General features: G+C 64.3%; 9 protein-coding genes. 4 read left to right on the plus strand and 5 right to left on the minus strand.

The window, feature by feature from the left end; genetic code table 11:
* Positions 1-379 precede the first annotated feature (379 nt).
* The 5 genes from BM154_RS06005 to BM154_RS06025 form a co-directional block, all read right to left on the minus strand.
* Positions 380-2,899 carry a PepSY domain-containing protein gene (locus tag BM154_RS06005; RefSeq protein ID WP_074881442.1) on the minus strand — a complete coding sequence of 840 codons (2,520 nt, stop codon included), beginning with the start codon at positions 2,897-2,899 and terminating at the stop codon, positions 380-382.
* A 238-nt stretch (positions 2,900-3,137) separates the two neighbouring features.
* Positions 3,138-3,602: a hypothetical protein gene (locus BM154_RS06010; RefSeq protein ID WP_139225390.1), complete on the minus strand. Its 465-nt coding sequence runs from the start codon at positions 3,600-3,602 to the stop codon at positions 3,138-3,140.
* A gap of 195 nt (positions 3,603-3,797) precedes the next feature.
* Complete coding sequence (gene gdhA / locus BM154_RS06015) at positions 3,798-5,132, minus strand: NADP-specific glutamate dehydrogenase (protein ID WP_074881444.1); 1,335 nt, start codon at positions 5,130-5,132, stop codon at positions 3,798-3,800.
* A 195-nt stretch (positions 5,133-5,327) separates the two neighbouring features.
* Positions 5,328-6,932 carry an RNA repair transcriptional activator RtcR gene (gene rtcR, locus BM154_RS06020; protein WP_074881445.1) on the minus strand — a complete coding sequence of 535 codons (1,605 nt, stop codon included), beginning with the start codon at positions 6,930-6,932 and terminating at the stop codon, positions 5,328-5,330.
* Positions 6,933-6,934: 2 nt separating this feature from the next.
* On the minus strand, positions 6,935-7,528 hold the full coding sequence (locus tag BM154_RS06025; RefSeq protein WP_074881446.1) for a YiiX family permuted papain-like enzyme: 594 nt from the start codon (positions 7,526-7,528) through the stop codon (positions 6,935-6,937).
* Positions 7,529-8,028: 500 nt separating this feature from the next.
* On the opposite strand from BM154_RS06025, the gene BM154_RS06030 reads away from it, so the two are divergent.
* The 4 genes from BM154_RS06030 (at position 8,029) to rtcA (ending at position 11,791) form a co-directional block, all read left to right on the plus strand.
* A complete protein-coding gene (locus BM154_RS06030; protein WP_074882406.1) occupies positions 8,029-9,255 on the plus strand; it encodes an RtcB family protein in 1,227 nt (408 codons plus the stop codon).
* Between the two features lie 9 nt (positions 9,256-9,264).
* Positions 9,265-9,843, plus strand: coding sequence for a hypothetical protein (locus BM154_RS06035; protein ID WP_074881447.1), 579 nt, complete (start codon positions 9,265-9,267; stop codon positions 9,841-9,843).
* Between the two features lie 16 nt (positions 9,844-9,859).
* Positions 9,860-10,648: a nucleotidyltransferase domain-containing protein gene (locus tag BM154_RS06040; RefSeq protein WP_074881448.1), complete on the plus strand. Its 789-nt coding sequence runs from the start codon at positions 9,860-9,862 to the stop codon at positions 10,646-10,648.
* Positions 10,649-10,765: 117 nt separating this feature from the next.
* The gene (gene rtcA, locus BM154_RS06045; protein WP_074881449.1) at positions 10,766-11,791 is read left to right on the plus strand and encodes an RNA 3'-terminal phosphate cyclase; all 1,026 of its coding nucleotides are present in this window, start codon (positions 10,766-10,768) and stop codon (positions 11,789-11,791) included.
* Positions 11,792-12,296: the final 505 nt, after the last annotated feature.

Below are 12,296 nucleotides of genomic sequence, written 5' to 3' on the forward strand. Positions count from 1 at the left end.
GTGGCGGGAGCGGCCGTACCGCTATCCTGTGGGAACGGGCGGGGACGCCTAGTCCATGCCCGTGATCTTTCGCGGGCATGGCCCGCTTCCACGATGGATCAGGACGCAGGGTGGATCGGGGCGCGCAGCTGACGTTTTTTCATCCACCATCGCGATAGGAGAGTGGTGGACAGTCGGGGCGCGCGGGTGAAACGTCAGCTACGCCCCTACGAACTGCAGTGCGGCGCAAGCCACCGCGATCTCGTAGGAGGGGCTTTAGCCCCGAGCTCTTTGAACCTGGTCAGGCACAATCGAGGCTAGAGCCTCTCCCACAAGTGAATGTCCGCTTCTGCGTCGAAGTTGCCCGTACCCATGCCCGGAAAGATCGCGAGCAGGGATATCAGTACACATCCCGCCGATACCGCCCCTGCTCCACCAGCCCCTCGACAACGGCGTCACCCAGCACTTCTCGCAGCACCTGATCCACGCCCGCCGCCATGCCCTGAAGACTACCGCACACATAAACCGCGGCCCCCTCGGCAATCCACCCCCGCAGCTCATCCGCCGCCTCGCGCAAGCTGTCCTGCACGTAGAGGCGCTGCGCCTGATCACGGGAAAAGGCCAGATCCAGTCGCTGTAACTGGCCGCCATGCAGCCAGGCCTGCAGCTCGTCTTGGCAGTAGAAATCGTGCTCGGCATTGCGCTCGCCGAACAGCAGCCAGTTGCGCGAGTGACCGACAGCGATGCGCGCCTTGATCAGGCTGCGCAGGCCGGCGAGCCCGGTACCATTGCCGATCAGGATCATCGGCCGATCATCCTCCGGGGCATGAAAACCACTGTTGCGCCGCACCCGCGCCAGCAGCTGCTCGCCGACCGGCAGATACGCGGTCAGCCAGCCCGAACCAGCGCCCAACTCACCATTGGCCAGGTGCTGCTGGCGCACGATCAGCTCCAGCACGCCGTCTTCGGGCAGCGAGGCAATCGAGTATTCCCGACTCGGCAACGGCACCAGCGCCTCGAGCAGCGCCTGGGCATGCAGGCCGACCAGGTGACTGGCACTGTACGGCAGCTGGCGAGCGGCCAGCGCCTCGCCGAGGGTATGGCCGAGCGGCTCGATGACCACGGATTGCAGCGCCTGCAAACCGTGCTCCTCAAGCCAGCGTTGCACCTGCGCCGCACCATTGCGCGGGAGGATTTCCAGAATATCGCCGGCCTGCCAGTGCGCCCCGGCCGGCGGCTGCAGGCCGACCAGCCAGGTGTTCTGGCCCTGGCTACCAGGGTTCAGGCACCTACGCTCGCGCAACACCCAGCCGTCGAACGGCACCTGCTGCACGGCAAGCGGTTGCGCGCCGGTCAGGTCGGCCACCTGCCGTTGCCAACTTTGCAACGCCTGCTGGTCATCGCCATCCACCTCGATACGCTCGCCCAGGCGCTGGGCGCCACAGCCGGCCAGCCAATCGTCGACACGCCGGGCGAAGCCGCAGAACTGCGCGTACTGGCGATCCCCAAGGCCCAGCACGGCGTAACGCAGGCCGGGCAAATCCAGCGTTGCCGCCAGCCACTGGCGCTCGACACCACGGGCGCTGTCCGGCGCGTCGCCATCGCCAAAGGTGCTGAGTACCAACAGCGCACGGGGCGTGGCGCTGAGTTTGGCGGTATCGATGCGCGCCAGGGGCTGCACCTCCACCGCCATGCCGGCGGCCTGCAACTGTCCGGCGGTCTGCCAGGCCAGCTGTTCGGCGAAGCCACTCTGGCTGGCAAAGCCGACCAGCCAGGGCTCACCGCCTTCGCCACCGCCAAGCGCCTGGCGGGCCGCAAGCGCTGCACGTTTCTTGCGACGACGATCCAGGTATAACAGCAGGCCGGTGATAAAGAACAACGGCATCAGCAAGCTGGCGACCATCATCAGGATGCGCCCGGGCATGCCGAAATACTCGCCGGTATGCAGGGCATAGACACTGGCCAGCAATCGCGCCTTGAACGACTTGTCGGTGTAACGCTCAACCTGCTTGGCTTCGCCCGTAAGCGGGTCGAGCAGCATCTGGTTGAAGGCGCGCGAGTGCTCGGCATCGCGCAGCATGAAAAACACCCGCGCCGGCTGGCCGGCCGTGTTGGGCAGCTGCAGGCTGTAGGCGCTGAGCGTGTCGCCCGCCGTGCGCTGGATGCCCTGCCAGAGGTTGGCGTAGTCCACCGGCGGCATGGGCTGGCCATCCACAGGCGGGCCGCGCCGACCGCGCTCTTCACCGGCTGCACGCGGCGCATCGCTGAGCAGGCTTTCCAGCCCGCTGCGGTACCAGTCATAGGACCAGTACAAGCCCGTCAGCGCCGCACACAGATACAGCGGCAGGCACCAGGTACCGACCACCGCGTGCAGATCCCAATTGAACGCGCGGCCCTTCTTGGCCCAGTCGAAGGTCAGCCAGGCGCGCCAGCTCCACACCTTGCGTGGCCAGCGCAGGTAGAGCCCCGACAGGCAGAAGAACACCAGGGCGATGGTACAGGCACCGGTGATCTGCCGGCCGCTCTGCCCCATGGCCAGGAATCGATGCAGCTGCAGCATCAGGCCGAAGAACTGCAGGCCCCGCGGCTCGCCCAGGGACTCGCCCGTATAGGGGTCGACGAAACGCACGCCGCCACGCCGTTCACCCGGCGGCGGGGTCAGGAACACCCGCGTCGGCTGGCCGCCCTCGGTGTCCACATACAGCCCGGAAACGCTGAGGCCCTGCGCCTGCACGCGCGCGACCAGCTCACCCGGCTCGAGTACCGGCCCCGGCTGGCTGACCACTGCATGGGGATTGATCACCTGCAGGATCTCATCCTGAAAACTGTACAGCGCACCGGTCACGCCCATCAGGGCAAGCACCAGCCCGGCGGTGATGCCGAAGAACCAGTGCAGCTGGAAGAGAACTTTCTTGAACACCGCAATCGACTCTCGGACTACCTGCCGCGAACGGGAGAACCAACTGCGCAGTGGCGCGTGCTTCGACCCTGCCAGGCATGCGCCGCTCGTAGTACGGCTGGCTTTGCAGGATGAAACGGGCACGGCAGAGCGAGCCGGTGGCGCGGGAGTCTATTCGATAACGATTGTCATGTACCAGTAGTTCGCATCTTTATCCACATTACTATGCGAAAGCGAACCAGCCGCGGTGGCGCTGCGCTCAACGCAAGCGGCGGAATTCGAAGGGTCTGGCCAGCATGAAAAGGTCGCGGGCGACGCTTTCCGGGTACTGGTCGATTGCCGGCATGTCGGGCAGATACAGCGCAGCGGCATCGAGGGTCGACAGCGAGAATTCCAGTTCCACGCCACTGGCCTGGAACAGGTGAACGACCGCCTCGACCTCCGCCGCGCAGTTGCAATTGACCCGGCGTCCGGCGTAAAAGGCATTGAGCTGGTCGCAGACCTTCTCGGCGGCCTGGCCAGTGGCTTCGGCCTCGAGCAGCGACAGGCCGAGATCTTCCTCGCCGCTGGCATCCAGCGCGACGGCGCTGGCAGCCGGCTTGACGATGGCGGACATGCTCGAGCCCGGCACCGCCGCACCGATTTCAATGGGAAACGGGCCCTGCACGCTCTGGTAGAAACGTACGGCCATGGCGCCTTCGAGCATTCCCGGGATCTGTTGCATCACATCACTCTCTTACAACGGCGCCATCCTGCGCCATAACGGGTGGGCATTGTCGGCCCGTTATATGTAAGAGTCGTGACAGTGGCGGAAGGTTGAGGCTCTTTGATGACCAGCCGTCCGGGAAATGAGCGAACTGAAGATAAACGCAACGAACAAGGGCTGCGCAGCCGGATTGCCCGGCTGCGGGGGCCCCCGTCAGACCACGCCTTGCGCCAGCATGGCGTCGGCCACCTTGACGAAGCCGGCGATGTTGGCGCCCTTGACGTAGTTGACGCCACCCTCTTCCTCGCCATGGCGCACGCAGGCAGTGTGGATGGACTGCATGATGCCATGCAGCTTCTCGTCCACCTCGCCCTCGCTCCAGTGCAGACGCATGGCGTTCTGCGACATTTCCAGGCCACTGACCGCCACGCCCCCGGCGTTGGAGGCCTTGCCCGGAGCGAACAGGGCGCCCTGCTCGATGAACAGGTCCACCGCGTCCAGAGTGGTCGGCATATTGGCGCCTTCGGCCACGCACACACAGCCACTGCCGAGCAGCGCCCGGGCGTCGTCCAGATTCAGCTCATTCTGGGTCGCACAGGGCAGTGCGATGTCGCACACCAGCCCCCAGGGGCGCTGGCCGGCCTGGAAGCGCAACGCGCCGCCGTCCAGTTCGCGCAGGCGGCCGCGCTTATGGTTTTTCAGCGCCATCACGTCCTGCCAGTGCTGCTCGCTGAAGCCTTCTTCCACATACAGCGTGCCTTCGGAGTCGGACAGGGAAATCACCTTGCCACCCAGGTCCATGACCTTGCGCGCCGCGTACTGCGCCACGTTGCCGGAACCGGAGATGGCCACCCGCTGGCCCTCGAAGTTGCGGCCGCGGCTCTTGAGCATTTCCTCGGCGAAGTACACGCAGCCATAGCCGGTGGCTTCCGGGCGAATCAGGCTGCCGCCGTAGGAGAGACCCTTGCCGGTCAGCACCGAGGAGAATTCGTTGGCCAGGCGTTTGTACTGGCCGAACAGGTAGCCGATCTCACGACCGCCGACGCCGATATCACCGGCCGGCACGTCGAGATTGGCACCGATATGGCGGTACAGCTCGGTCATGAACGACTGGCAGAAGCGCATCACCTCGGCGTCGCTCTTGCCCTTGGGGTCGAAGTCCGCACCGCCCTTGCCGCCGCCCATGGGCAGCGAGGTCAGTGAGTTCTTCAGGGTCTGCTCGAAGGCCAGGAACTTGAGCACACTGAGGTTCACCGACGGGTGAAAGCGCAGGCCGCCCTTGTAGGGGCCGATGGCGCTGTTCATCTGGATGCGGAAGCCACGGTTGACCTGCACGCGCCCGGCATCGTCGACCCACGGCACGCGGAACAGCACGGCACGCTCCGGCTCGACCAGACGCTCGACGATACCCGCTTCCAGGTAACGCGGGTTGGCCTCCAGAAACGGCCACAAACTGCGCAACACCTCTTCCACCGCCTGATGGAATTCCGGCTGGTGAGGGTCGCGTTGTTGCAGGCGTTCAAGGAAATGGTCGACGGACATGCTCATGCAGGCTCCCTGGCATCTTGCTGCGCCACGCAATGAAAAGTGCCGGGACTCTAGCAAGAACGGAGCGCCCTAAAAAAGAGCAAAATGACGCCTTTATGAAAGTTTCTGGTGCTTTGCTATAAATATACCCTCTAAAACAGCACCTTTAGCCAGTCATATAGCGCACCAATCCAGCCTCTCGGCGCACCAAAATAATCAGTCGCCCCGCACGGTTTGCCAGCTCAAGCCGAAGCGAGCCAGGTACTTGCGCAGGCGATCGGCATCGTTGGGCTGCGCCTTGGCCTGGCGGCTGATATCGAATAAACGCCGACCCGCCTCGGACAGGCTGCCCGCCTGACGGCAGATGTCGATCACCGCCTGCAGTTGCAGGCGGTCGAACAGGTCGATGTCGGCAACCGCCTCACCGAGCAGATCCGACAGCCCATCATCGACCTGCGGCACACCCCAGGCGCGACGCAGCCGCTCGATCTCCTCCAGCACCTGAGCCTCGTCGATACGACCGCTATCGGCCAGGGTCGCCATACGGGTGATCGAGGCCGACAACTCGCGAAAATTGCCCTGCCAGGCCGCCTCGCTGGAGCTGGCGAAAGCCAGGTAGCGGCGCCGCGCCTCCAGGTTGAAGCGCACCATGCGTCCCTGCTCGCGGGCATGGCGCTCCAGCTCGAAATCGATGTTCGGCTCGATATCCTCGCGGCGCCCGGCCAGCCCCGGCAGCTCGAAGGTCCACAGGTTGATGCGCGCATAGAGGTCTTCACGGAACAGCCCTTCGGCGACCCGCGCACGCAGATCGCGATGGGTGCCGGCGATCAGCAGGAAATCACTGCTCACCTCCTTGTCCGCGCCCATGGGGAAGAAGCGTTTTTCCTCGACGGCCTTGAGCAGCATGGCCTGCTCGTCCAGGCCCAACTCGCCGATTTCGTCGAGAAACAGCATGCCGCCATCGGCGGCGCGCAGCAGACCATCGCGGGCGTTCTGCGCACCGGTGAAGGCGCCCTTGATATGACCGAACAACGCCGACATGGCGCCGTCGCCACGCAAGGTCGCGCAGTTGACCTCGACGAAGCGGCCATCCACCAGGTGCCGGCTGCGCTTGAGCTCGTAGACGCGCCGCGCCAGGAACGACTTGCCCGCCCCGGTCGGGCCGATCAGCAGCATCGGTGCAGAGGAGCGCACGGCGACCCGCTCGATCTGCTCGATGGAGCGGTTGAATGCCGCGTTGCGCGTGGCGATACCGGACTTGAGAAACGCAAGGCCCTCCAGCCGCTCGTGCTGGAAGCGCGTGGCGATGCGGTCGTAGCGAGACAGGTCGAGGTCGATCAGCGCGTGGGTGCCGGTGACCTGGGTCTGCTCGTCACGCTTGCGCGCCGGCGAGGTCTGCACCAGCCGCGCCGGCAGGTAGCGCGCTTCGGTGAGCAGGAACCAGCAGATCTGCGCCACGTGGGTCCCGGTGGTGATGTGCACCAGGTAGTCCTCACGCTCGGTATCGAAGGCATAGCCGCTGGTGAAGTCATGCAGCGCGCCGTACACCTCCTCGAAATCCCAGGGGTTGCGCAGGTGCATCGGCTGCAGGCGCACCTCGGTCTCCGGGGAGACCTGCTCGATATCGGCGCGAATCCGCTCGGCGAGACTGATGTCGCGCGCTTCGGTGCCGTGAATCAGCTCCAGGCGATCGATCAGCAGGTCGGGCTGCTGGCACAGCCCGATACTCGGCCGCCACTTGTTCCAGCGATTGGCGCCCTTGCCGACCCGATCCAGGGTGGCGCCGATAAAGCCGATGGCGACGGTACGCTTGCGGGTCATGTTCAGCGCTCCCGTACGGTGAACAGCAGCGGTGATTCGAACATCGCCAGCGGCGAGATCACCGGTTCATCCAGTGGCACCTTGTCGCCGTAACGCTCACGCATCTTGGCGCGCACCGCCGGCGCCGCCAGGTTGAAGTCACGCACCCGCTGCAAGGCGCCGATCTCCACGCCCAGGGCGCGCTGGTAAGCCTTCCAGACCAGTTCGGAGCAATACAGGCGGCTGTCCGACCACTCGAAGGTCAGATCATAACGGGCCCCGCTGAACCGTTCGGCCTCATGCTGCAGCTTGATCAGCCCCGCATCATCGATATCCGCATGCAGGCGTTTGACCACGTAATGACCACCCTCGCCCCGCGCCACCCATTGCGGCAAAGGCGTGTAGCGCACCGTGGCGCTGGCTTCGAACACCTGTAACTGGCCGTCCTTGCGCAGCAGCATGCCCATATGGCTGTAGCGCGAGCCGGTGGCCAATTGCACGGCCAGGCTTTGCGAGGAGCGCGATTGATGGAAGATCAGGTCGCCTTCACGCAGCGACGGCTCGGCATGGGCAAAAGCGGCCCACAGCATGGCGAGCAGAACTGACACAACACGCATGGCTTCTCCTTGAAGCGCTGGCTGACTTATCTAAAAAGATAAACAACGATATAAAAAAATACACATTTTCTTGAAGCCGTTCACCGCAGGCTGCCCGGGAGATCCCCGAATAAAATTTAAAAATCTATTAAATTCAATAAGTTATAAATATTTTTAAGCTCGAATAAAAACCTGGCATACCCGCTGCAATAGTTCTGGCAACAACGGACAACACAGCGAGACGCCACGATGGCCAACTTGAACCCGTTCACCATTACGGCTGTAGCTCAGTTGGTAGAGCGAAGAATGTGCCCATCATTTCGTCGCTGCACGAAGGCCTGCCTCTACTTTTTTGATTACCCGGCGAATGCCGGTGGAACTACAGGACGCGAAGGTTGCGGGTTCGACTCCCGCCCCGGCGACGGGTAGCTCAATTGGATAGACCAACGCGCATGTTTCACCAACGATTGTCGCCGTACTGCAAACGCTGGCACGACCAGCCCGAATACGAGTGAATGATGATGCAAACCAAGACCTACAACCTGCTGGAAGTCGCCAACGGCAAGCCGATCAAGCTGTGGACGCAAGGCGTTCCGGTCGAGGAAGACGCCAGGCAGCAGTTGATGAACACCGCGAAGATGCCCTTCATCTTCAAGCACCTGGCCGTGATGCCGGACGTGCACCTGGGCAAGGGGTCGACCATCGGCAGCGTGATTCCCACGGTCGGCGCGATCATCCCGGCGGCGGTCGGGGTGGATATCGGTTGCGGCATGATCGCCGCGCGTACGTCGCTGATGGCCTCCGACCTGCCGGACAACCTGGCTGGCCTGCGCGCCGCCATCGAGAAGGCCGTGCCCCATGGGCGCACTGCTGGTCGTGGAGCCCGCGATAAAGGCGCCTGGGAAAACGTGCCGGAGCTGACCGATCACGCCTGGTCGGCGCTGAGCCAGCGCTTCAAGGCGATCACCGACAAGTACCCGCGGCTGGAGAAGACCAACAACCGTAAACACCTGGGAACCCTGGGAACCGGTAACCACTTCGTCGAGGTGTGCCTGGACGAGGCGAATCGTGTCTGGTTCATGTTGCACAGTGGGTCACGCGGCGTGGGTAACGCCATTGGTAACCTGTTCATCGAGCTGGCCCAGGCCGATATGCGCCAGCACGTCGCCAACCTGCCGGACCGTGACCTGGCCTATTTCGAGGAAGGCAGCCAGCACTTCGACGATTACGTGGAAGCGGTGGGCTGGGCCCAGGACTTCGCCAAGCAGAACCGCGCATTGATGATGCACGCGGTGGTCGCGGCAGCCCGCGGGGTGATCGCCAAGCCGTTCGAGGTCGCGCTGGAAGCGGTGAACTGCCACCACAACTACGTGCAGAAGGAACGTCACTTCGGTGAAGAGGTGCTGGTAACCCGTAAAGGCGCAGTGTCCGCCCAGAAGGGCGAACTGGGGATTATTCCCGGATCGATGGGTGCCAAGAGCTTTATCGTGCGCGGCCTGGGTAACGAGGAGGCGTTCTGCTCCTGCAGCCACGGCGCTGGCCGCACCATGAGCCGCACCAAGGCCAAGAAGCTGTTCACCGTGGAAGACCAGATCAAGGCCACGGCCCACGTCGAATGCCGCAAGGACGCCGACGTGATCGACGAAATTCCGATGGCCTACAAGGACATCGACCAGGTCATGGACGCCCAGCGCGAGCTGGTGGAAGTGGTGCACACCCTGCGTCAGGTGGTGTGCGTGAAAGGATGAGGTAAACCCATGCTGCAACCGATGCAAAGCCAGCGACTCGATGACCTGCGCACCCGCCTGGAAGAGGTGGGTTGCGTGTTCGATTTCGTGGTGACGACGCTCGATCCGACTGCCACGCCCGGCGAGGCGGAGCATCGGCTGGTGTTGCGGATGCTGTTCGAGGCCATCCAGGAGCGCGCGCGGACCTGGCAACAGAAACTGATCGCCCAGGATGCCCGTTTTGCGAACCACCGCTGGCCCGAGCTGACGGCGGATCTGGCTCAGGCCCGCCCGCTACCGCTCACGGCCGATGCCATCCGGGGTCTGGCCAGCGAGGACGGCCTGCTGTGCCGTAATTTCCGCGACCCGCCCTACGGCTCGCCATTGCAGGTGGTGGATTTTCGCGAATGGCTGCAAGTGCTGCGGCTGTATCCAGACGAAGGCATGCAGGTGCTCGATTGGGTCGGGGACGGATATGCCGAACCGCAGCGCAGCGCCTGGAGCAGCTACTTCGACGACGGCAAGGAATGGTGGGGTATCTGGTGCCTAACCCTGTACAACCCGCGACGTCGGACATTGTCCGCGCTGGCCGCCAGCGCGACAGACTAGACAAGGATGGAAAGACATGGATATGCAACAACGCCACCCGCTCAGCGACGCCATGCGCGCGCGGGTATTGGCTGAGCTCGAACGGGTCGAGCGCGAGCGCAACGTCAAGGTGCTGTATGCCTGCGAATCGGGCAGCCGCGCCTGGGGTTTCGCCTCGACGGACAGCGACTACGACGTGCGCTTCGTCTACGTGGAAAAACCGGACTGGTTCGTCCAGGTCGATGCGGGCCGCGACGTGATCGAGCGCCCGCTGGACGACGAGCTGGACGTCAGCGGCTGGGAGCTGCGCAAGACCCTCGGCCTGCTGCGCAAATCCAACCCGACGCTGCTGGAGTGGCTCGACTCGCCCCTGGTGTACCGCCAGGAAGATCAAGCCACGGCGCGCCTGCGCGAGCTGGCCGAGCACTTCTACAGCCCGCCGGCGGCGCGCAACCACTACCTGTCGATGGCCAGGAAGAACTTTCGCGGCTACCTGCAGGACGAGACGGTGCGTTTGAAGAAGTACTTCTACGTGCTGCGCCCGCTGCTCGCCGTGCTGTGGATCGACCAAGGCCGTGGCCGGCCGCCGATGACCTTCGCCGACCTGCTGCAGACGGTGGACGATTCAGCGCTGCTGGCCGAAGTGGACGAGCTGCTGGCCCTCAAGCGCAGCGCCGACGAGTCCGCCTACGGCCCGCGCCGCCCTGCCCTGCACGCTTTCATCGAGACGCAGCTGGAGCGGCCGGTGCCGGCGCTGCCGCGCACCCAGGCGGACAGCGGCCTGCTCGATGCCTACCTGCGCGAGATGGTTGGCCGCTATGCCTGAGCCACGCCTGTAGCCCGAGTTGAGCGCAGTGATGTCCGGGCTACCACTGGAGGGACGCGGAGCGTCCCGATAGGCGTTCCCACGCAGAGCGTGGGAACGATCACCAAGGATTTATAGATGAACAAGGACATGCTCGAACTCGACGGCGCCATCGGCGGCGGGCAGGTGCTGCGTACGGCGCTGAGCCTGTCGATGATCACCGGCACGCCGTTTCGCATCATCAACATTCGCGCCAGGCGCAGCCGGCCGGGCCTGCTGCGCCAACACCTGACCGCGGTGCTGGCCGCCGCCGAAATCAGCGGGGCAGAAACCGAGGGCGCCGAGATGCATGCGACCACCCTGGTGTTTCGCCCCGGCACGATCCGTGGCGGCGAGTACCGCTTCGCCATTGGTTCGGCGGGTAGCTGCACCCTGGTGCTGCAAGCCATTCTGCCGGCCCTGCTGCAGGCCGCCGAACCGAGCCGCGTGCAGATCAGCGGCGGCACCCACAACCCGGCCGCGCCACCCTTCGACTTTCTCGACCGAGCCTGGTTGCCGCTGGTGCGGCGCATGGGTGGGCAGGTCGAGGCACAACTGCACCGCCACGGCTTCGTGCCTGCCGGTGGCGGTGCGCTGGAGGCATTCATCCAACCTTCGCCGCTGACGCCCCTGCACCTGTGCGAGCGCGGCGCCGTGATCGAACAGCGCGCGGCCGTGCTGTTGGCTGGAATTCCCGGACACGTGGGCGAACGCGAGCTGGCGCGGGTCGGCAAACGCCTGCAGTGGCCGGACGACCAGTTGCACTGCACCTGGCTGAATCAGGAACATGGCCCGGGCAATATCCTGATGCTGACGGTGGCCTGCGAGCACCTGACGGAACAGTTCTGTGCCTTTGGGCAGAGCAGCGTGCGGGCCGAAGCGGTCGCCGACCAAGCCATCGAGTCGCTGCAACGGTGGCTGGCCAGTGGCGCGGCAGTGGCCGAGCACCTGGCCGACCAGTTGCTGCTGCCGATGGCACTGGCGGGCAGCGGCAGCTTCACCACCACGCACCTGAGCAAGCACCTGCAGAGCAATATCCAGGTGATCGAGGCCTTCTGCCCGGTGAGCGTGCGCTGCACGCCGACCGGCAAGGCGTTGCGGGTCGAGGTCGGTGGCCGCGACTAGAACCTGTTCACGATCGCTGTCTACCGGCGAACGCGTAGTCCCTTGAGTCGACGGCAATAAGGCAGAAGCGGCCGTCCAGCGAAATGTGGGAGCGGCTTTAGCCGCGAGCTCTTTAGGTCCCACAGGCTATGCATGGGTTGTGGTTTTCCAGCGTTATCGCGTTGCGCTTACGTTCGGTTCCGCTCTGTCGAGCGGGTTTCTTTTGGCATCGCCCCAAAAGAAACCAAAAGGTCTAGCCCCGACATCCGGCCCCAGCTGCGCTGGGGTTCCCTCGCTCCATCATTGCTCCGAGGGCACGCCGCGAAGGGCCGTCCCTGGCCCATCGCGGCTCTCGCGACATCCATGTCGCTCAACCCTCTCCACAACGATTCCGCTCGGCCTTCTGAAGGGGCGATTGGTGTCGTCTGATAATTCTGTGGCATGAGGAACACCAAAAGGGCAAAGCGGCAGACCGTCCGCTTCCGCCACATTACGGTCATCGAAATGGACGCAGGTCGAAACGCGC

Origin of the sequence: Phytopseudomonas argentinensis (assembly GCF_900113905.1) — a bacterium.
In the GTDB taxonomy this organism is placed as follows: Bacteria; Pseudomonadota; Gammaproteobacteria; order Pseudomonadales; family Pseudomonadaceae; genus Aquipseudomonas; species Aquipseudomonas argentinensis.

Bases quoted from the DNA above. Each gene is read 5' to 3' on its own strand.
- BM154_RS06010 (WP_139225390.1), bottom strand. From the start codon at position 3,602: ATGCAACAGATCCCGGGAATGCTCGAAGGCGCCATGGCCGTACGTTTC.
- gdhA (WP_074881444.1), bottom strand. From the start codon at position 5,132: ATGAGCATGTCCGTCGACCATTTCCTTGAACGCCTGCAACAACGCGAC.
- rtcR (WP_074881445.1), bottom strand. From the start codon at position 6,932: ATGACCCGCAAGCGTACCGTCGCCATCGGCTTTATCGGCGCCACCCTG.
- BM154_RS06025 (WP_074881446.1), bottom strand. From the start codon at position 7,528: ATGCGTGTTGTGTCAGTTCTGCTCGCCATGCTGTGGGCCGCTTTTGCC.
- BM154_RS06030 (WP_074882406.1), top strand. From the start codon at position 8,029: ATGCAAACCAAGACCTACAACCTGCTGGAAGTCGCCAACGGCAAGCCG.
- BM154_RS06035 (WP_074881447.1), top strand. From the start codon at position 9,265: ATGCTGCAACCGATGCAAAGCCAGCGACTCGATGACCTGCGCACCCGC.
- BM154_RS06040 (WP_074881448.1), top strand. From the start codon at position 9,860: ATGGATATGCAACAACGCCACCCGCTCAGCGACGCCATGCGCGCGCGG.
- rtcA (WP_074881449.1), top strand. From the start codon at position 10,766: ATGAACAAGGACATGCTCGAACTCGACGGCGCCATCGGCGGCGGGCAG.